The organism is Burkholderia sp. AW33-5, from assembly GCF_053427615.1.
Genome location: NZ_JBSAXA010000020.1, coordinates 1 through 19,924 on the forward strand (window position 1 = coordinate 1; position 19,924 = coordinate 19,924).

Annotated in this window: 20 protein-coding genes and 1 pseudogene; 14 read left to right on the plus strand and 7 right to left on the minus strand. The window is 65.8% G+C overall.

The genetic code is table 11. The features are described from left to right. A partial coding sequence (locus ACV22V_RS25240; protein ID WP_448015825.1) for a CBS domain-containing protein occupies nucleotides 1–442 on the plus strand: 442 nt, incomplete at its 5' end. A 202-nt stretch (nucleotides 443–644) separates the two neighbouring features. Further along, nucleotides 645–767: pseudogene (locus ACV22V_RS25245) on the plus strand (cation diffusion facilitator family transporter); the annotation flags it as partial. A gap of 50 nt (nucleotides 768–817) precedes the next feature. On the opposite strand, the gene ACV22V_RS25250 reads toward ACV22V_RS25245, so the two are convergent. Further along, nucleotides 818–1,435, minus strand: coding sequence for a VTT domain-containing protein (locus ACV22V_RS25250; RefSeq protein ID WP_059542018.1), 618 nt, complete (start codon nucleotides 1,433–1,435; stop codon nucleotides 818–820). Nucleotides 1,436–1,663: 228 nt separating this feature from the next. On the opposite strand from ACV22V_RS25250, the gene ACV22V_RS25255 reads away from it, so the two are divergent. Continuing rightward, nucleotides 1,664–3,955, plus strand: a complete 2,292-nt coding sequence (locus tag ACV22V_RS25255) for a heavy metal translocating P-type ATPase (RefSeq protein ID WP_448015826.1) — start codon at nucleotides 1,664–1,666, stop codon at nucleotides 3,953–3,955. Nucleotides 3,956–3,967: 12 nt separating this feature from the next. Here ACV22V_RS25255 and ACV22V_RS25260 read toward each other — a convergent pair whose 3' ends face one another. After that, a complete protein-coding gene (locus ACV22V_RS25260) occupies nucleotides 3,968–4,921 on the minus strand; it encodes a universal stress protein (RefSeq protein ID WP_448015827.1) in 954 nt (317 codons plus the stop codon). Between the two features lie 325 nt (nucleotides 4,922–5,246). Between ACV22V_RS25260 and ACV22V_RS25265 the strand changes: the two genes are divergently transcribed. Then, entirely contained in the window at nucleotides 5,247–5,567 is a 321-nt protein-coding gene (locus ACV22V_RS25265) for a DUF4148 domain-containing protein (RefSeq protein ID WP_223960623.1), read from the plus strand. Nucleotides 5,568–5,603: 36 nt separating this feature from the next. Here the strand turns inward: ACV22V_RS25265 and ACV22V_RS25270 are convergent, their stop codons facing one another. The 3 genes from ACV22V_RS25270 to ACV22V_RS25280 all read right to left on the minus strand — a co-directional run bounded on the left by ACV22V_RS25270 (nucleotide 5,604) and on the right by ACV22V_RS25280 (nucleotide 8,085). Beyond that, the gene (locus ACV22V_RS25270; protein ID WP_448015828.1) at nucleotides 5,604–6,398 is read right to left on the minus strand and encodes a hypothetical protein; all 795 of its coding nucleotides are present in this window, start codon (nucleotides 6,396–6,398) and stop codon (nucleotides 5,604–5,606) included. A 154-nt stretch (nucleotides 6,399–6,552) separates the two neighbouring features. Further along, the gene (locus tag ACV22V_RS25275) at nucleotides 6,553–7,380 is read right to left on the minus strand and encodes a hypothetical protein (RefSeq protein WP_059693146.1); all 828 of its coding nucleotides are present in this window, start codon (nucleotides 7,378–7,380) and stop codon (nucleotides 6,553–6,555) included. 120 nt (nucleotides 7,381–7,500) lie between these two features. Then, nucleotides 7,501–8,085, minus strand: coding sequence for a tetratricopeptide repeat protein (locus ACV22V_RS25280; RefSeq protein ID WP_059693148.1), 585 nt, complete (start codon nucleotides 8,083–8,085; stop codon nucleotides 7,501–7,503). Nucleotides 8,086–8,582: 497 nt separating this feature from the next. Between ACV22V_RS25280 and ACV22V_RS25285 the strand changes: the two genes are divergently transcribed. Continuing rightward, nucleotides 8,583–9,194 (plus strand): TetR/AcrR family transcriptional regulator, encoded by a 612-nt coding sequence (locus ACV22V_RS25285; protein ID WP_448015829.1) that lies wholly within the window; start codon nucleotides 8,583–8,585, stop codon nucleotides 9,192–9,194. 93 nt (nucleotides 9,195–9,287) lie between these two features. Here ACV22V_RS25285 and ansP read toward each other — a convergent pair whose 3' ends face one another. Continuing rightward, nucleotides 9,288–10,778 carry an L-asparagine permease gene (ansP, locus tag ACV22V_RS25290; protein ID WP_059693150.1) on the minus strand — a complete coding sequence of 497 codons (1,491 nt, stop codon included), beginning with the start codon at nucleotides 10,776–10,778 and terminating at the stop codon, nucleotides 9,288–9,290. 498 nt (nucleotides 10,779–11,276) lie between these two features. Between ansP and ACV22V_RS25295 the strand changes: the two genes are divergently transcribed. The 5 genes from ACV22V_RS25295 to ACV22V_RS25315 all read left to right on the plus strand — a co-directional run bounded on the left by ACV22V_RS25295 (nucleotide 11,277) and on the right by ACV22V_RS25315 (nucleotide 14,873). Next, a complete protein-coding gene (locus ACV22V_RS25295) occupies nucleotides 11,277–12,083 on the plus strand; it encodes a transporter substrate-binding domain-containing protein (protein ID WP_448015830.1) in 807 nt (268 codons plus the stop codon). Between the two features lie 89 nt (nucleotides 12,084–12,172). After that, entirely contained in the window at nucleotides 12,173–12,859 is a 687-nt protein-coding gene (locus tag ACV22V_RS25300; RefSeq protein ID WP_223960632.1) for an amino acid ABC transporter permease, read from the plus strand. Beyond that, nucleotides 12,856–13,506, plus strand: a complete 651-nt coding sequence (locus ACV22V_RS25305) for an amino acid ABC transporter permease (protein WP_059700904.1) — start codon at nucleotides 12,856–12,858, stop codon at nucleotides 13,504–13,506. Before ACV22V_RS25300 ends, ACV22V_RS25305 begins: the two co-directional genes overlap by 4 nt. Then, complete coding sequence (locus ACV22V_RS25310; protein WP_448015831.1) at nucleotides 13,493–14,242, plus strand: amino acid ABC transporter ATP-binding protein; 750 nt, start codon at nucleotides 13,493–13,495, stop codon at nucleotides 14,240–14,242. The genes ACV22V_RS25305 and ACV22V_RS25310 overlap by 14 nt, the downstream gene beginning before the upstream one ends. A gap of 100 nt (nucleotides 14,243–14,342) precedes the next feature. Then, entirely contained in the window at nucleotides 14,343–14,873 is a 531-nt protein-coding gene (locus ACV22V_RS25315; protein ID WP_448015832.1) for an N-acetyltransferase family protein, read from the plus strand. Between the two features lie 13 nt (nucleotides 14,874–14,886). Here the strand turns inward: ACV22V_RS25315 and ACV22V_RS25320 are convergent, their stop codons facing one another. After that, nucleotides 14,887–15,765 (minus strand): LysR substrate-binding domain-containing protein, encoded by an 879-nt coding sequence (locus ACV22V_RS25320; protein ID WP_448015833.1) that lies wholly within the window; start codon nucleotides 15,763–15,765, stop codon nucleotides 14,887–14,889. Nucleotides 15,766–15,891: 126 nt separating this feature from the next. On the opposite strand from ACV22V_RS25320, the gene argH reads away from it, so the two are divergent. From argH to ACV22V_RS25340, 4 genes are all read left to right on the plus strand, one after another. Then, complete coding sequence (gene argH, locus ACV22V_RS25325; protein ID WP_448015834.1) at nucleotides 15,892–17,325, plus strand: argininosuccinate lyase; 1,434 nt, start codon at nucleotides 15,892–15,894, stop codon at nucleotides 17,323–17,325. Further along, on the plus strand, nucleotides 17,319–18,209 hold the full coding sequence (locus tag ACV22V_RS25330; RefSeq protein WP_059693208.1) for an amino acid ABC transporter permease: 891 nt from the start codon (nucleotides 17,319–17,321) through the stop codon (nucleotides 18,207–18,209). Before argH ends, ACV22V_RS25330 begins: the two co-directional genes overlap by 7 nt. 32 nt (nucleotides 18,210–18,241) lie before the next feature. Next, nucleotides 18,242–19,009: an amino acid ABC transporter ATP-binding protein gene (locus ACV22V_RS25335; protein ID WP_059536387.1), complete on the plus strand. Its 768-nt coding sequence runs from the start codon at nucleotides 18,242–18,244 to the stop codon at nucleotides 19,007–19,009. Between the two features lie 77 nt (nucleotides 19,010–19,086). Continuing rightward, nucleotides 19,087–19,920, plus strand: a complete 834-nt coding sequence (locus tag ACV22V_RS25340; protein WP_059536384.1) for an ABC transporter substrate-binding protein — start codon at nucleotides 19,087–19,089, stop codon at nucleotides 19,918–19,920. Nucleotides 19,921–19,924 lie beyond the last annotated feature (4 nt).

The window sequence follows — 19,924 nt, forward strand, 5'->3', positions numbered from 1 at the left end:
AAGGGAGCATGCGCAGAAGGTGAAGGACCTGATGAGTGTCGACGTCGTCACTGTCCACGAGGACACTCCGCTGTCTGAAGTTGCGGATCTGCTGGAGCGGTACCGTATCAAGCGCGTGCCGGTCGTCAAGGACGACAAGGTGACGGGCCTGGTGAGCCGCGCCGATCTCGTGCGTGCGCTGGCCAGCGATACGCACAACCAACAGTCGCCGGTCCCACCTGCCGACGTGGAGATACGCGAGGCGATACTGAAGGCGATGTCTGGCCAACGCTGGGCGCTATCTCGGGGTCAGGTCATCGTCAAGAACGGACAGGTGCATCTCTGGGGCGTGATCTTCAGCGAGGAGGAGCGCAAAGCAGTGTGCGTCGCCGCCCAGACCGTCCCGGGGGTGAAACAGGTAATCAGTCACCTTGTCTATCCGCTTACGCTTCCGTCGATGTAAATCGACACGCGTCGGCGGCGCGTCATCGGAACACCGGAAGAAGGTCGGTGACGGCACTGTGTCGCCCGAAAATTTTTCCGCACTCGTACGGAAGGCGCGATCTGCGCAGACTGGGCGAACGCTTCTTTCGTCCGGCCGGCACCCGGCCGGGCGGGAGCGGCCTCGGCTGGTCGATCGTGCAACGCACGCATTCCACGTCGCAGTCGCCGTGGACGCGCGTGCTCGCGTGATGAAGCATCACCGCGTCCTGAACGTGATGACGCACGTCGATCCGCGTAAGCGGGAATGCGTCGTTGAAGTCACGTCCGGGATCCGTGGCCGATAGGAAGCGACTCTCGGCCAACACGGCCGTTCAACACGTCGCGCACGCCTGTGTCATTCGGAACCGCGCGGATGATGGCCGCGCCGGAACGTCAACCGACGTTCGTTGAAGAGCGCGCGCCAGTCGAGCTTCGTCAACATGAACACGACGCCGAGCAACACCAGTTGAGTGACGATGAAGTATCCGCCGAGGTAAGTGCCTTCGAGCCCGGATTCCAGGTCCAGTCGGGTCGATGCGAAGCGGCCGAGGTGCGCCCAGATCGCGTAAGTGGTCGCGCGGCCGACGAAGAACGCCGCCGCGATGATCCTCAGCGGCAACCCGGACAGTCCGTACGCGATGAACAGATAGTTCGACGGCAGCGGGCTCAATGCGTAGAAGAAGAACGCACCGGCGGTGAGCGTCCGGTGCTTGCGCAGCCAGCGTGTGGCGACATCGATATTCTCGCGATCCGATTCCCGCATCCAGCGGGAACGGACGAGCGATCTTGCGAAGGTCGCCAGAATGACGCGGCCGATCGTTGCGGCGCCTGCCGCCACGACGGCAAAGATCAACGGATTGCCGTCGGGCAGGTTGAACCCGACCCACGACATCGCCATCCAGGTGGGTGGGGCGAACGCCGGCATGAGATTCAGCAGAAGAATCAGCAGAAAGAGTACAGCCAGCGTCAGCACGATATCGACTCCAGGGCGTCCGGTGTCACCTTTCGATTTTGCTGAGGAAAGGGGCCGGCGGCTTGACTCACGTCAAGCAAGGCGCCGTGCCGGCATGTCGCGCGAGGCGCGTCGCGCTGACCCATGTCAACGGCCGAGCCGCGGCGTTTCCTAGACTGATGCCACGCCGTCTGCAACCGGAACCGGATGCAGCGAACGCCTCCCTGCACGGCAATCGGAACAATCGTCATGTCGCGAATCCCCTGGTCGATCGATCTCGCGTTGCTGGTTCTGGCGGCCGTCACGCTCGCCGGAGGGGGCGTGTGCGCTGCGTTCGGCCTGCCTTCACTCGCGCGGCTCGTCTGGTTGCTCGGCACGCTGCCGGTCCTGCTTGCGTTGACGGTATCGCTCGTCAAGGCCGTGGCGAAACGGCGGGCAGGCATCGATGTGCTCGCGTGGCTGGCCATCGCGCTGGCGATCGCGCTCGACGAGACGCTCACGGCAGCCGTCATCGCATTGATGCTGGCGAGCGGGCGGACGCTGGAGCGGTATGCGCAACACCGCGCGCAACGCGAGATGACCGCGCTGCTCGCCCGTGCCCCTCGGCAGGCCACCCGGTTCGAGAACGGTGAATGGCGTTCCGTTGCCGTGGAAACGCTCGCTCCCGGCGACAGGCTGCTCGTGCGAAGCGGCGAGTTCGTGCCGGTCGACGGCACGTTGACCGATGACGCGGAACTCGACGAATCCATGCTGACGGGCGAGTCGTCCACCCAGCGGCGGCGCGCCGGCGAGAGCGCATGCAGCGGCGTGGTCAACGCCGGCGCGCCGTTCGAAATGGTTGCCCGCACGACGGCAGGCGACAGCACGTTTGCCGGCATCGTCCGCATGGTCGAGCGCGCGCAGCGCGAGCGAAGTCCGTCCGTGCGGCTCGCGGATCGCTACGCGGCATGCTTCGTGCTCGCTTCGCTGCTCGTCGCGGGCATCGCCTGGCTGTTGACCGGCGACGTCGCGCGTGCGCTCGCCGTGCTCGTCGTGGCCACGCCTTGTCCGTTGATCCTCGCCGTGCCGGTCGCCATCGTGTCCGGCATGTCGCGTTGTTCGAAACGCGGCATCCTGGTCAAGGGAGGGGGCGCGCTGGAACGTCTTGCACAAGCGACGATCCTGTTCTTCGACAAGACCGGGACGCTGACCGGAGGGCGAGCACGCATCGTCGCGATCGAATGCGCCACGGACGTCGGTACGGACGACGTGCTGCGTTTCGCCGCGTCATTGGCCCAGGCTTCGGGGCACGTCATCTCGGATGCGCTGACGGTCGCCGCGCGGGAACGCGGGATCGACCTGTCGCCGCCGTCATTCGTGATGGAAACGGCGGGTGAGGGCGTGGCAGGCCGGGTCGACAACCGGACCGTCGCGATTGGCCAGTTCGAATACGTCTCCGCCTGTTCGACGGTCGCCCCCTGGAGCGACGCGTTCCTGAAGCGGATCGGCAACGAGGGCGGGGCTGCCGTGTTCGTCGGCGTCGATGGCGTCATGATCGGCGCGATTCAGATGGCCGACCAGGTGCGGCTGGAAACGCCGCGGGCATTGCGGCTGTTGAAACGAGAAGGCGTCGAGCGCCTCGTCATGCTCACCGGCGACCGGCGAGACATCGCCCAGGCCGTCGGTGAGTTGCTGGGTGTGACCGACGTACGCGCCGAGCAGACGCCGACGGACAAGCTCGTCGCAATTCAGGCCGCGCGCAAGGAGGGCGTGACGATCATGGTCGGCGACGGTGTGAACGACGCACCCGCGCTGGCGGCGGCCGACGTCGGTATCGCGATGGGCGCGCGCGGGGCGGCCGCGTCATCCGAAGCGGCCGACGTGGTACTGCTGGTGGACCGGCTGGATCGGCTCGTGGATGCGATACGTATCGCACGACGGTCGCGCCGGATCGCACTCGAGAGCGTGGTGGCCGGCATGTCGCTGTCGGTCGTCGCCATGGCGGTTGCAGCGGCCGGATTCCTGCAGCCGATCGCCGGTGCGGTGATTCAGGAAGTCATCGACGTCGTCGTCATCGTCAATGCGTTACGCGTGTTGCTGGTTCGCCCGCGGCCGACGGACGCCCGGCTGGCCGATGTCGACGTCGAGCAACTCAGACGCGAGCACACGGCATTGTCACCGTTGCTGGACCAGATCAGGGACCTCGCGGATCGCATGCCGCAACTATCGGGGGCAGCCATCGCCGGCGAGCTTGGTCACATGATCGATTCGCTGGACGAACGGCTGCTGCCGCACGAACGCGCCGACGATCGGGACGTCTATGCGCGTCTCGCCCCGCTTCTCGGCGGCGAGGACCCGCTCGCGGCGATGAGCGGCGCGCACCGGGAGATCTTCAAGATGGTCCGGTCGCTCAGGCAGATGGTCGCGGACCTGCCGCGCGACGGAACGAACGCCATGCAGGCGCAGGCGATACAGCGTTTGCTGTACGGGCTGGAGGCCATCGTACGCCTGCATTGCGCTCAGGAAGAGGAACTGTTCCACGCCGTCGGGGCGGATGCGTGACGACGACGCGCATCACGCATGCGGCGCACTGACCAGAAGAACCGGCGTTTTCGCGATGCGCGCAACGCGTCCGGCCACGCTGCCGACGAGCCAGCCCGTGACACCGCGCCGCCCATGGGTGCCCATGACGATCATGTCCGCGTTCCATTCGATGGCGTCTCGCACGATCACGTGAGGCACGTCTTCGCCAGTGCGGTCCGTTTGAATCAGTTGCGACTGCGAGCGTCCGGCGGGGATGCCGTCGAGCAGGGCCATGGCCTTTTGCAATACGTGATTGCCTTCGCTGGTCAACGCCTGTTCCAGTGTGTCGACGGGGACGAAATCACCCAGCGATGTGGGGCGATCGAGCACGTGTATCGCCCGAAATTCGGTGTCGGGCCGCGAGAATTTCAACCCCGTTTGCAATGCGTGGAGCGCAATCGGGCTGCCGTCGACCGCGAACAGCATTCGCCGCGGCAGGTGCTCGGCGACCGACGCGAAGCCTTCCGGAACGATGAGCAGCGGGCAACCGACCAGCTTGCCGAGCTGGCCGGAAACCGTTCCTTCGATCCATCCGAGCAGGCCATGATGCTGACGTGCGCCGACGATCAGGAGTTCGGCCTGCCAGGCTTGCGCGCTGTCGGCCAGCGCATGCACGACATCCCCGCCATGCGTGGACAAGTCGATGACTTCCGTGTCGATGGTGATGTCGTCGCGCGGAATCGCGCTTTGGGCGCGCGACAGCGCGTCGGATGCGTCTCGCAGCAACTCGTCGCGTGCCGATTCGAGAAATGCCGCGGATCTCGATCCGCGCGGGACGAGCGTTCGCGGATTGTCTGCAACGCTGACGATATGCACCGCAACATTCGATGGAAGGAAAGCTTTGGCATACGCGAGTGCATGCGCGGATGCGGTGGAACCGTCGATGGCGATCAGCACCCGTTGGAGAGTGGATGCCGCTTGGAAAGATGAAGTGCTGGCGCTCATGAATGTCTCCCGGTGTCATCCCGCGATCGTGCATACGCAATTTTTCGCACGTGCGGTCTTCACAGGGTTGACCTTCGTCAAGCGTCTTTCTCCGTGGCGCCGGGGCCGGACGCCATCACATCGATCTACTCGGTCAATCGCGATGGCGATGCGATATGTCTGGCTTATGGCGTCGCCCGGACGCAGGCCGGGTTGTCCGCGAATTCCGCATCCGGTGCGTTCGAGAATGCGAAGTTAACATTGCCTTCAGCTTCAGCGAGCATGCTGTCCTCAAGGCAGAAGAGATGTTCTCGGATGCCGACCCTGTTCACTGGAGGTCGAGATCATGAAATTCGCTATCCGTACCATCATGCTGGCGGCGGCCATCATCCCCGCATTCGCATCGGCAGCGCAATCAGGCAGCGCGCTGACCCGGGCGGAAGTCCGCGCCCAGATCACGCAGGTCGAGCAGGCCGGTTACAACCCGGCCCGAAAGGACATTCATTATCCGCAATCGATCCAGCAGGCCGAGGCACGCATTCAGTCATCCGAATCGACGCCGCAGGCCGATGCGTCTGGCTATGGGCCTGCATACGGGGCAGGGGCTGACTCGGGAGCAGCGGTCCAGAGTCACGCCGCGGCGCCTCGGTTGTACACACATCATTGACGGCACGCATGCACGCACGCGTCGGGGCTCCGGCGCTCAGTACGACTTGCCCGCAACGGTCGCCGACTCGAGCTCGCGCGTGATGATCTGGGTGCCGCCGACATCGGCGACCGACTTGACCAGACCGACGCCTGGCGCGAGCCAGTCGTCGGCGACCGTCGTGCTGGTCAGCGCCGGATTGGAGAACGTCTCGGTGATGTGATAGTGACAGGCGTTTTCGAACACCTTGCCGTTCTTCAGGCTGACCGTTTCGCGCGCGACGTACGCGCGCTGGATCGATACCGCCGTCTGGGCGCCGCCTGACGGAATGACGGGTGTATCCACGTAGTTCGCCGTCTCGCTTCCCGACAGTCCGATCGTCTCGACATACGGCGGCGAGTTGACGTTCCGCAACACGAGGGCGCCCGAACTGTAAATCTCGCCGCCGTAGTTCGCGCGCGCGCCGTTGCCGACGAGATAATAATGATTCGTCTGGATCGGCGAGCCGGTCGATGTTTCGGCTTGCTGAGTAAGCGCGACGCCTTCGAACGTTGCCGGCCCGTAGGTGCGCGTGTACAGGCCATTGTCGACGTCCGGACTTTGCGACGTCGCCTGCGTGTACATGTGCAGCTTCACGGTATCGCCTTGCTGATAGACCGGATCGCACTCGAGGTTCGAGGTCGTGGTCGTGCCGGACCCGCCGCTCGGCGCGCCCGGCGGCGGCGTCGTGCCGGTCGTGTCGCTCGACGTACCCTGGGCGGCCGGGGCCGGAGAATCGTTGCCGCCACAACCGGCCAACGTCAGACCGATCAATACGGCGATCGGAAACCACACGCATTGCCTGTTCTTCATCTTTGTTCTCTCAGGTCGGTTGAACACCATGCCCATCGAAGGTTTTTATCGTTTCGCCGATCGGTGATGTGTGCGGCTGCGGGAAGGGCGCAATCGCGCGCCCTTCGGTCGATGCGAACACCGGAGTGACGCAGCGCCGGTGTCGCGTCATCGCTCAGTTGACCTGCAACTGACCACCGCGGCCGAGGCCGCCCTTGACGTCCTGCGCCTTGTAGCTGCGCAGCGCGACGACCATCTTGTTCCATGCGTCGATGAACGCGACGACCGTCGCCTTGCCTTCCGGCGTCGTCGAGAAGCCGGCGAGACCGCCGCCCACGCCACCGCCCAGGCCGCCCAGCGCCGCGCCGTAGTTGGTCGCCGTCGAGCTGCCTTCCGATGCCGCGATCTGCACGGCCGAGCGCACGTCGAACAGCGTCAGCGTCACGACCGACGCCTTCGTCTGCAGGTGGCCTGCCACCGCCGCCACCGCGCTGTTGCCGATCAGCCCGCCGATCATGCTGCCGATGCCGGCGATCGGCGAATCGTTGATCACGATCTGCGGTTCCATGTAGTAATCGGCCGCGACACGCTGACCCTTCTGCTGCTTCGAACCCGCACGGTATTCGCCCGAGCTGCGTTGCAGCTGCGTGATGCGCGACAGGCGCGCGTCGCTCTTCTGGTTGCCGATCGACGTGATCACGAAGCAGTTCGACTGCTGGACTGCCAGGCGCAACAGCGGGTCGATGCTCGTCACCTTGGTCGCGCTGCCGAACGGGCCCCACCAGTCGGCGTTGCGGCCGTCGTCGACGGCGATCGTGCCGAGCGGCGATGCGCAGCGCTGCAGTTGCGAATCCGCGCCGGCGCTCGCGCCGCCCGCGGCAGCGCCCGTGACGCCGGCGTTCTGGCCGCCGGGCGTCACCATGCCGCCGCAGCCGGCGACGGACGCGCAAAGCGCTGCAACCAGCGCACCTTGAGTGAGACGTTGGGAAAGGATGGTCTTCATGTCGTTGTCGCTCGATAGAGTCGTTGTTCGGCTTATGTGTTCGTGCGAACTTCGATAAGCCCCCCGGCGTGGCGCGCGATGGTGGTCTCCCCGCAGCCGCCCCCGTTGCTTTCGGTCCGGTCAGTAGTACCAGTACGTCTGATGCCAGACGCCGTAGTACGGATAGCCCGAGTACCAGTAGCCGTAATAGACGTCACGCCATTGCGTGCGCCATTTCCAGTCTTCTTCGTCTTCCTTCTTCGCCTTGCGGGCGAGCTCGAGCAGCTTTTTCGATTCCTTGTCGCCGCGGCCCGCGGCGATCGACAGCCACTTGTCCGCTTCGCGCGGATCGGAGCCCATCTCCTCGAGGCCGAACAGGTAGAAACTGCCGAGCGCCTTCTGCGCGTTCAGGTCGCCGCGCTCGGCGGCATCGCGCATCCACTTGAGAGCCTGGTAGCTGTCCTGCCGCACGCCATCGCCGCGGAAATAGCGCAGGCCGAGGTCGTAGGCGGCCTTCGGCTGGGTCTTCGCGGCCTGCTTCAGCGAAACGATGCGCGGATCTTCGCGATCGTCGGAATCGTCCCTTTTTTGATAGGAGACCTGATCTTTAGGGCGATCAAAACACCCGGTGTCGTCGCAGATCCGTACCGTGTTGCCGGTGACGGACGGATCATGCGCGCACGCGGCCAACAGCAGCAGCCCCGGTGCCAGTAAACGGCGAACCATTTTTACTTTCCCCACGTTTTATTTGCGCCGCACTGCTTCGCGCGATCTCACCCCCGCGAGCGCGCACCCGGCTTGCGCGCGGCCCGGTGAACACATCTTCACCCACACCAGCGCACCGCCAAGGCTCTCTCAGGTTCTCTTTTCGGTTTGCCACATCACTGCAACGTCTGACGCCGACAAAGGCAGGGCAGGCAGATGTCGCCGCCCACGGCCTTTGCTCGATTCCGCCGCCGTGCCGATACCGCGCTATCCGGCGGAAAAGGCTCGGCCCATGTTTCGGCTTTCGGCAGCGGAAAATATCGATCCTTATTTTCTCGGATCAAATGATACATATCGGTCTATCTAATAGTCAAGGCGACTTACACGTCCGGATTTCGGCCCAACGGTGGGGGAGCCGGCCCTTCACACGTCGGGCCGAGCGCACAGAGGCAGCTGATTCGGCGATGCTAGAATAATCCGTCTACATGGAATGAAACCTCGAGGAGGAGGGCACGGTCGTGAGAGCCAACAAACGCCAGGTGGTGGTAGACAAAGCTACCGAACTGTTCTCCCGGCACGGTTTTCATCCGGTCGGCGTCGACTGGATCATCGACGATTCCGGCGTTGCGCGAATGACGCTCTACCGGCATTTTCCGAGCAAGGACGAACTCATTCGCGAAGTGCTGGTTCAGCGCTACGACCTGATCATCGGCAGCATCGAAGCGCAACTGCGGGACGTTCGCGATCCGGTCGAGCGAGTCAAGACGATCTTCGACTGGTACGAAGCCTGGTTCAATACGCCGGAGTTTGCCGGCTGCCTGTTCGAGCGCGCGTTGGCCGAATTCGGAACCGCGTACGCACCGATCTCCGACGTCGCGATCCGCTACCGCCGCAAAATGGTCGAATGGATCGCCGAATTGCTCGCGCCGCTCGTGTTGCCCGAAACGGCACAACGGCTGGCCGGCGTCTACATGATGCTGCTGGATGGCGCGACGGTCGACGCGCGGGCGTTCAACGATTCCGCATCCGCCGGGCGCGCATGGCACGCCGCGAAGGCCCTGCTTGAACAGGCGATGAGCGCCGCGAATCGGCCGGCAACAGACACCGATCGCGCGACGGAGCGTGCATAGCGGGCCAGCCTGATACGCCGCCGCCAGATCGCCTGATCCTCGGGGGCGGCGGCTTTCGTCAAGCCGGGTACCGCCCTCGGGTTGCGCGCGGTTTCAGTCGTTCCCCTGCTCGAGCACGTTCTGCGTGAGCGTGACCGACGGAATCGTCGGCTTGAGCAACGCGCGACGCGCGCGGCTGCTCAGCCACTTCCAGCCGGCCACGAGCAGCAGTGCGACCAGCGGGATCGACGCGATCGTCCACGTCCCGTTCGGGTAGTCGAATGCCATCAGGACCAGCACACCGAGCAGGAACAGCAGCGTGAGCCATGATGTGACGGGCGCGCCCGGCATCCTGAACGACACGTCTTCCACCTCGCCGCGCCTCACCGCGGCACGAAACTTCATCTGGCACACGACGATGAAGCCCCACGTGCTGATGATGCCGAGCGACGCGATGTTCAGCACGATCTCGAACACGCTCGACGGCACGAGATAGTTGAGCAGCACGCCGACCACGTAGATCGCGACCGTCACGAGAATGCCCGCGTACGGCACGGATTGCGCGCTCATCCGCGACAGGAAGGCGGGGGCCGAGCCGCCCATCGACAGCGAACGCAACACGCGCCCGGTCGAATAGAGGCCCGAGTTGAGGCTCGACAGCGCCGCCGTCAGCACCACCAGGTTCATCACCGAACCGATGCCCGGCACGCCGAGCGCGCCGAAGAACGTGACGAACGGGCTCTGGCCCGCCTTGTACGCGCTCCACGGCAGCAGGCAAACCAGCAGAACGACCGACGCGACGTAGAAGATCGCGATTCGCCAGATTACGTTGTTGATCGCGCGCGGCAGCACCTTGCGCGCGTCCTTGCACTCGCCGGCGGCCGTGCCGACCAGTTCGACGCCCGCGAACGCGAACACCACGCCCTGCACCAGCACCAGCGCGGGCATCAGTCCGTGCGGAAAGAACCCGCCGTTGTCGGTGATCAGATGCATGCCCGTGTCATGGCCGGCGACCGGCACGCCCGTGCCGAGGATCAGCGAACCGATCGCGAGAAACAACACGATCGCGGCGACCTTGATCAGCGCGAACCAGAACTCCATCTCGGCGAACCACTTCACGCCGATCAGGTTCATCGTCGCGACGATGCAGAGCGCGACGAGCGCGAAAATCCACTGCGGCACACCCGCGAACGGCGCCCAGTAATGCATGTAGAGCGCGACGGCGGTGATGTCGACGATGCCGGTCATCGCCCAGTTCAGGAAGTACATCCAGCCTGCGACAAACGATGCCTTCTCGCCCAGGAATTCGCGTGCGTACGACACGAAGCTGCCGCTGCTGGGACGATGCATCACGAGTTCGCCGAGCGCGCGCAGGATCAGGAACGAGAACGCGCCGCACACCAGATAGACGATCGCGAGCGACGGCCCGGCGGCCTGCAGCCGGGCGCCGGCCCCGAGAAACAGCCCCGTGCCGATTGCCCCGCCGATCGCGATCATCTGCACCTGTCGATTGCCGAGGGTCTTGTGATAGCCGGCTTCGTGCGATTCGAGCCAGCTGCGTTTGTCGGTTTCGCCGGTTGTCGACGGTTCGGGAATCGATGCCATGACTGTATCCTCGCGCGCGGATGTGATTGGAATCATCCCGATCGCGAGACGATCGGGAGCCACCGATACCGAAGGACCCGGGCGCGAAATCAAGCGCACCCGTCCTGATTGCGGTTCGCCGATCGTGGCGAAGGGCACGGTACCTCGCGAACGTATTCAGCCGTAATTCCGGTCACAAACAGAATGCAAATTTCGACTGAACCTGTTCGAATCCGCGCATATGGGCCTCGGTGACGACGCTGCAAAGCGAACACGCCGGCGTCCGAATCCCCCGGATGTACCAGTCAGGTAATTTGGTGCGCCGGCGCGCACTGCGGGGGCAGGCGCCGCCGCGTGCGCCGATTCGTGCACCGAAATGAGGAATCCGGTTCACCGGAATTTCCGTATCGTGCCGGTGCGGCAAGCATTTCACGGCGATGGCCCGGTTTTTGCTGGAGGTGTCCGGCCGCGCAACGGTTGCGCGCTGCCCGACGACATACCAGACAAGGAAGATTCACCGTGAGCCCGACGACTCGACCGTTCCCCCGACGCACCTGGCTGGCTGCGTTGATCGCAGCCCCCGTGATGGCGCTGTTCGCTGCCGCGCCGGCGTATGCCGATGCGCTCGACACCATCGCGAAAAGCGGCGCGCTGCGCGTCGCGGTGCCTGAAGACTATCCGCCGTTCGGCTCGGTCGGCACGGACATGCAGCCGCAGGGTTACGACATCGACATGGCCGAGCTGCTCGCCAAGTCGCTCGGCGTGAAGCTGAAACTGGTGCCCGTGAACAGCGCGAACCGGATTCCGTATCTGACGACCAACAAGGTCGACATGGTGATCTCGTCGCTCGGCAAGACGCCGGAACGCGAGAAGGTCATCGACTTCTCGACCGCGTATGCGCCGTATTTCCAGGGTGTGTTCGGCCCGGCGGACGTGAAGGTGGGCGCGCCCGCCGATCTGACCGGCAAGACGGTCGGCGCCACGCGCGGCGCGCTCGAGGAGATCGCGCTGTCGCAGCTCGCACCGAATGCGACGATCAAGCGCTTCGAGGACAACAACGCGACGATCCAGGCGTTCCTGTCGGGGCAAGTGCAGCTGATCGCCGCCGGCAACATCGTCGCGGCGGCGATTCTCGCGAAGAATCCGCCGCGTCGGCCCGAGGTCAAGTTCGTGATCAAGAATTCGCCGTGCTTCGTCGGCGTCAACAAGAACGAACCGCGCCTGCTCGCGAAGATCGACGATGCGATCGCGCATGCGAAGCAGGACGGCACGCTGGGCGCGATGTCGAAGAAGTGGCTCGGCCAGCCGTTGCCGGCCGGCCTGTGACGGATCGCCGTGTCGTCTGATACATCGCCGCGGCCGGCTCCGCCGGCGCGGCGGGTGTCGTTGTCCGAACCCGAATTCATTCAATCGTCATGAGCTATCAGCTTCAATTCGGCGAGCTCGCCGAATACGCCGGCGTGTTCGCGAGCGGCGCGGCGATCACGCTTGCGCTGACCGCGGTCGCGACCGTGCTCGGCGTGGCGATCGGCGTGCTCGGCGCGGCCGCGTACAGCGCCGACGCGCCCGTGGCCGTGCGGCTGCGCCCGCTGATCGGCGCGTACGTCGAGGCGATCCGCAATACGCCGTTCGTCGTCCAGCTGTTCTTCATCTTCTTCGGATTGCCCGCGCTCGGCGTGCACATCGACGAATACACGGCCGCGATTCTCGCGATGACGCTCAATCTCGGCGCGTATTCGGTCGAGATCGTGCGCGCGGGCGTCGCCGCCGTCCCGAACGGGCATCTGGAGGCAGCATCCGCGCTCGCGATGTCGCGCGCGCAGATGCTGCGCCACGTCGTGCTGCCGCAGGCGCTCGCCAAGGTGTTTCCCGCGCTCTCGAGCCAGATCGTGATCACGATGCTCGGTTCGGCGGTCGTGTCACAGATCTCGGTGGCCGATCTGACCTACGCGGCGGGCTACATCCAGTCGCGCAACTTCCGCGCATTCGAGACGTATTTCGTCATCACGCTCGCGTATCTGGCGATGGCGCTGCTGCTGCGTGGCGCGCTCGGCACGATGGGGCGCCGCCTGTTCTCCCGCCGCGTGCGAGGTGCGCGATGACCGATTTCACCTTCGGGCAGATTCTCGCGAACCTGCTGCTGGCCGCGCGCTGGACGATCGTGCTGTCGATCGTGTCGTTCGTGTCCGGCGGCCTCGTCGGCCTCGGGCTGCTCGTGATGCGCGTGTCGAGTTCGACAGTGCTGCGCGGCATCGCGAAGCTGTACATCGAAGTGTTTCAGGGCACGCCGTTGCTGATGCAACTATTCATCGTGTTCTTCGGCTTGCCGCTCGTCGGGCTCGACGTGCCGCCCTGGGTCGCGGCCACGGCAGGGCTCACGTTCTTCACCAGCGCGTATCTCGCGGAAATCTGGCGCGGGTGCGTCGAGGCCGTGCCGAAAGGGCAGTGGGAGGCGTCGTCGAGCCTGGCCATGAGCTACGTCGAGCAGTTGCGTCACGTGATCCTCCCGCAGGCCGCCCGCATCGCGATCGCGCCGACGGTCGGCTTCGGCGTGCAGGCCGTGAAGGACACGGCATTGGTATCGATCATCGGCTTCACCGAGCTGACGAAGGTCGGCATCGCGATCTCGAACGCGACGTTCCGCCCGTTCGTCGTGTACGGCCTCGTCGCGCTGATCTATTTCGCGCTTTGTTATCCGCTTACCCGTTATGCGCGCACGTTGCAAAGGAGATGGCATGCCGCTCGTTGAAACCCGTGGTCTCGAAAAGAACTTCGGCACCCATCATGTGCTCAAGGGCATCGATTTTTCCGTCGAGCGCGGGCAGGTCGTATCGATCATCGGCCGCAGCGGTTCGGGCAAGAGCACGCTGCTGCGCACGCTCAACGGGCTCGAGAGCATCGACGCGGGCACGATCTCGATCGACGGCGAACGCGTCGATGCCCGGCACGCGGACCTGCGTGCGCTGCGGCTCAAGGTCGGGATGGTGTTTCAGCAGTACAACCTGTTTCCGCATCTGAGCGCCGGGCAAAACGTGATGCTCGCGCAGTCGGTCGTGAAGAACACGCATCGCCAGCAGGCGCGCGCGATCGCGGAGCTGATGCTCGAACGCGTCGGCCTCGGCGACAAGTTCGACGCGTTCCCGGAGCAGTTGTCGGGTGGCCAGCAGCAGCGCGTCGCGATCGCGCGTGCGCTCGCGATGAAGCCGAGCGTGCTGCTGTGCGACGAAATCACGTCCGCGCTCGATCCCGAGCTTGTCGGCGAGGTGCTGGGCGTCGTCGAGCAGCTCGCGCGCGAGGACATGACGCTGATCATGGTCACGCACGAGATGAACTTCGCGCGTGCGGTGAGCGACAGGATCGTCTTCATGCACCAGGGCAGGGTGTGGGAGAGCGGGACGGCCGAAGACATCTTCGAGCGGCCGCAGACGGTGCAGTTGACGCGGTTTCTGGGCAGCGTCCGGAACACGGAAGCCGTGGCGCGCTGATCGGCCATGCCTGCGCGGTGCTGACATCGTCGCACGGATCGCCGACAATCCGGCGTGTGCGCCGCGCCCGCGCGCGCCGAGCCGCCCGAGAGAGTCCTCCATGTCCGGAATATCCATCAGGCCCGCCAACCTCGACGATGCGCAGGCGATCGCCGATTTTCACGTCAAGGTCTGGCGGCATACCTATCGCGATCTCGCGCCGGCGCACGCGCATGCCGTCCTCGACGAGCAGTATCGCGGCGGAAAATGGCGGGAGAAGCTGGCGACGAACGCACGCGATCAGCTGGTGCTCGTGGCGCAAACCGATGGCACGATCGTCGGCATCGGAGCGGCCGGCGCGCCGTCGGAACCGATTTTCGGCGGCCGTGGCGAAATCAAGTTCCTGTATGTCGATCCCGACTTCAAGCGTCGCGGCATCGGCCGCATGCTGCTTGCGCAACTCGCGGCGCATCTGCAAGCGTTGCGGTATCCGGGCGCCGCGTTGAGCGTGGTCAAGGGAAACGCGGCCGCGATCGCGTTTTACGAGGCGTTGAACGGCCGGTTCGCGGGCGAGTACGTCGATGCGGGGCCGATCTGGCGATCGCGGAACATCGTCATGGTGTGGGACGACTTCGCGAGTCTCGTTGCCTGATGTCCGGTGCGCGTCACGCGAGGCGCGCGCGCAGCCACGACGTGAACGCGGTCACGAGCGGCGTTTCGGTCAGCTCGTGACGCGTGACGAGATAGTACGCGTGACGTGACGGCACCGTTTCGCTGAACGGCCGCACGAGCGTGCCGTCGATCAGGTCGTCGCGCACCGACAGGCTGTCGCCGAGCGCGACGCCCTGGCCGTGCACCGCGGCTTCGACACCGATGTGCGCGTTGCCGATCTCGAGGATGCGGATGCCCGGCAGCCGGTCGGCCTTCGCTTCGGCCAGCCAGCGCATCCACGAGCCCGCGTGCTCGCAGAACAGCGTGCGCCCCGCGAGATCCTGCACCTTGCGGATCGCATCGCGCCCGTTCATCAGCGCGGGGCTCACGACCGGAAACAGCGCCGGATGCTCGAGCAGCTCGACGTGCCGGTTGCGCCAGTTGCCTTCCCCGTAGCGGATGCAGACATCGACATCCGGCGAATGGATTTCGCGCTCGTCGTTCGACGGAATCACCTTCAGATGGATGCCCGGATAGCGCTCGAGAAAATCGCCGATATGCCGGGCGAGCCAGCGCGACGTCAGCGACAACGGCGTCGACACGACGAGATCGCCGACGGCGGCCGGCGAATCGAGCCTGACGGTGGCGTTCGCGATGATGTCGAACGCGGTGCCGATCGGTTCCAGCAGCGCTTCGCCCTCGGGCGTCAGCTTCACGCGCGCCTTTGATCTGACGAATAGCGCGACGCCGAGCGTGCTTTCGAGAATCCGGATCTGGTGGCTCACCGCGCTCGCGGTCACGTGCAGTTCGTCGGCGGCGGCCGACACGCTGCCGCGCCGGGCGGCGGCCTCGAACGCGCGAAGCGGGTTCAACGGGGGGAGGCGGTTGCGCATCGGCGGGGGTGTCGGCAGCGACGGTGCTGAGAAAAATTTCATTTAAGCGGATTCAATTTCTCGCTACAACAAAAAAAATTGAATGCCTACAGTGGGGGCACTCCAACCGAGACAAGGTCGACCGCAATGAGCCTTACCGAACCGATCGAGCGCCTGTGGGGCGGTCGCTTCCAGTCCGAACCGTCCGACGCGCTGCAGAACCTGTCGCGCTCCGATCCGAGTTTCTACCGACTCGTCCCGTACGACCTGGCAGGCTCCCGCGCGCATGCACGCGAGTTGAACCGCGCCGGCATCGTGAACGACGACGAGCTCGCGCAGCTGCTGGCCGCGATGGACGGCATCGCACGCGACTACGCGGCCGGCGCGATCGCGCCGTCGCTCGCCGACGAGGATGTGCACACGTTCCTCGAACGCGTGCTCACGCAGCGGCTGCCGGCGCTCGGCGGCAAGCTGCGCGCGGGGCGCTCGCGCAACGACCAGGCGGCGAACGACCTGCGCCTGTATCTGCGCGACAAGGCGCGCCAGCTCGTGCGCGGCGTGCTCGACCTGCAGGATGCGCTGATCAGCCAGGCCAGCCGGCACATCGACACGGTCACCGCCGGCTTCACCCACTTGCAGCCCGCGCAGCCGATCGTGTTCGGCCATCAGTTGCTCGCGCATGCGCAGTCGCTGTATCGCGACGCCGACCGCCTGGTCGACTGGGACCGCCGCACCGCACGCTCGCCGCTCGGCGCGGCCGCGCTGGCCGGCTCGGCGATCTGCGTGCGGCCCGATCTTTCCGCGCGGGAGCTCGGTTACGACGCGCCGTGCGAGAACTCGATCGACGCGGTGGCCGCGCGCGATCACGTCGCCGAATTCGCGTTCGTCACGAGCATGCTGGCGGTGGATCTGTCTCGCCTGTCGGAAGAAGTGATCCTGTGGACGTCGCGGCAATTCCGCTGGGTGGAACTCGACGACGGCTACGCGACGGGCAGCTCGATCATGCCGCAGAAGAAGAACCCGGACATCGCGGAACTCACGCGCGGCAAGGCGGGGCGCCTGATCGGCAACCTGACGGGCCTGCTCGCTACGCTCAAGTCGCTGCCGCTCGCGTACAACCGCGATCTCGCGGAAGACAAGATCGCCGCGTTCGATTCGATCGACACGCTCGAACTCGTGCTGCCGGCGATGGCGGGAATGATCCGCACGATGCGCGTGAACGTCGACGAGATGCGCCGCCAGGCGCCGCTCGGCTTTACGCTCGCGACCGAGGTCGCCGACTGGCTGGCGCTGTCGGGCGTGCCGTTCAGCGAGGCGCACGAGATCACCGGCGCGCTCGTGCGCGCGTGCGAACGCGACGGCATCGAGCTCGCGGATGCCAGCGCGGAGCAGTTGCAGGCCGTCGACCCGCGCCTCGCGCCGGCGGTGCGCGCGCATCTGACGCTCGACGCGGCCGTCGCCGCGCGCGGCGGCGCCGGCGGCACGTCGCCCACGCGGGTGCGCGAGCAGATCGGCCGCCTGAGCATCGCGATCGAACGCCAGGCCGCGTGGGCGGCCGACTACCGGGGGCCGTCATGCTGAGCGCATCCGATTCGCACCGTCTCGACGGCGCACCGGCCGCGGCCGTCGCCGCGGACGACACCGCCGCACTCGTGCGCGTGCGCCGGCGTTACTGGGGCCGCTATGTCGCGTCGATCGCGATCATCGCTGCGCTCGCCTACGTGGCGCTCGCGTTCGCGCGCGGGCAGATCGAATGGCGCGTCGTCGGCCAGTTCCTGACCGCGCGGTCGATTCTCACCGGCCTCGGCAACACGATCGTGATGACCGTCCTCGCGATGACGCTCGGCATCGTGCTCGGGGTCGTCACCGCGGTGATGCGGCTGTCGTCGAACCCGGTGCTCGGCGCGATCGCGCAGGGCTACATCTGGCTGTTCCGCGGCACGCCGGTGATTCTCCAGCTGCTGTTGTGGTTCAACCTCGCGCTGGTGTTTCCGACGCTCGGCATTCCCGGAATCGCCGAGTTCCGGACCGTCGACGTGATGACGCCGTTCCTCGCGGCGGTGCTCGGGCTCGGCATCAACCAGGGCGCGTATACGTCGGAAGTCGTGCGAGCGGGGCTGCTGTCGGTCGACACCGGCCAGTACGAGGCCGCGAAATCGATCGGCATGGCGCGCCTGCAGGCACTGCGCCGGATCATCCTGCCGCAGGCGATGCGCGTGATCGTGCCGCCGATCGGCAACGAGCTGATCGGCATGGTCAAGCTGACGTCGCTCGCGAGCGTCGTGCAATACGCGGAGATGCTGCACAACGCGCAGAACATCTATTACGCGAATGCGCGCGTGATCGAGCTGCTGATCGTCGCGGGCATCTGGTATCTCGCGGTCGTCACCGTGCTGTCGTTCGCGCAGGCTCGCGTCGAACGGCGCTTCGCACGCGGCGCGGGCCGCGCGGCGGGCCGCAAATGAGCGGCGCGACTCACAATCGTAAGGAGAACGTCATGACGAACGCAGTCGTTCGCGCGGTCGACGTGCGCAAGGCGTACGGCGATTTCCAGGCGCTGCACGGCATCACGCTCGACGTCGCGCAGGGCGAAGTGCTGTGCATCATCGGGCCATCCGGCTCGGGCAAGAGCACGTTCCTGCGCTGCATCAACCAGCTCGAGACGATCAGCGCGGGTGCGCTGTGGGTCAACGGCGAGCTGGCCGGTTACCGGCGCACGGGCAACCGGCTCCACGAGCTGTCGGAGCGTCAGGTCGCGCGCCAGCGGCTCGCGACGAGCATGGTGTTCCAGCGCTTCAACCTGTTCCCGCACAAGACCGCGCTCGAAAACGTGATCGAGGGGCCCGTGCAGGTGCTCAAGCGCCGCCGTGCGCAAGCGGAAGAGGAGGCCCGCGCGCTGCTCGCGCGCGTCGGCCTTGCGCACAAGTGCGACGCGTTTCCGGTCGAGCTGTCGGGCGGTCAGCAGCAGCGCGTCGCGATCGCGCGGGCGCTCGCGATGCATCCGCAACTGATCCTGTTCGACGAACCGACGTCGGCGCTGGACCCGGAGCTCGTCGGCGAAGTGCTGGCCGTGATGCGCGATCTCGCGAAGAGCGGAATGACGATGATCGTCGTCACGCACGAGCTCGGCTTCGCGCGCGAGGTCGCCGATCGCGTCGTGTTCATGGACGGCGGCCGGATCGTCGAAAGCGGGCCGCCCGACCAGGTGCTCTCCGCACCGACGCATGCGCGCACCCGCGACTTCATCTCGGCCGTGATTGCCTGAGCGGATCGCGCCTCCGACGAGACGTCCAACGCAGCACCGCGGTACCCCTTACACCACCACGACAAGGCGACACCCCCATGAAAGCATCCGTCCTGACCCGCACGCTGGCCGCTGTCGCATTCGGCGCGCTTGCACTTCACGCCTCCTTCGCGCTCGCGCAGGCCGCGAACGTCAAGCGCACGCTGAACGTCGCGATCGTGCCGAACTATCCGCCGTTCGAATACAAGGACCCGGCGACCGACAAGCTCGCGGGCTTCGACGTCGACCTCGGCGAGGCGCTCGCCGCGAAGATGGGCGTGAAGCTGAACTGGGTCGAGACGAGCTTCGACCAGATGATGAGCGCGGTCGCGACGCAGCGCGTCGACATGATCCTGTCCGGCATGACCGACCTGCCGACGCGCCGCGACGCCGTGACGTTCGTCGACTACATCGAGACGGGGCCGCAGTTCTACGTGCTGAAGACGCGCGCGGGCGAGTTCGCGCAGATGGGCGCGCTGTGCGGCAAGCGCGTCGGGTCGAGCCGGCGCACGTCGTTCCCGGACAACACGACCGCGTGGAGCGCGGAGAACTGCGTGAAGGCCGGCAAGCCGGCGATCGTGGTGGTCGGCACCGACGGCTCGTCGGATGCGCGCATGCAGCTGCGCCAGAACCGCATCGACGCGGCCGTGCAGGGCGGCGAGACGCTGCCGTACCAGAACAGCCTCGAGCAGAACGCCTACGCGCCGGTCGGCAAGCCGTTCCTGTCGCAATACACGGGCATCGGCGTCGCGAAGAGCAACACCGCGCTGAGCAGCGCGCTGACGACGGCGCTCAACCAGATGATCGCGGACGGGTCGTATCACAAGCTGCTCGCGAAATGGGGGTTGCAGGAGCACGCGGTGGCGAAGGCGATGGTCAACGGCACGCACTGAGCGC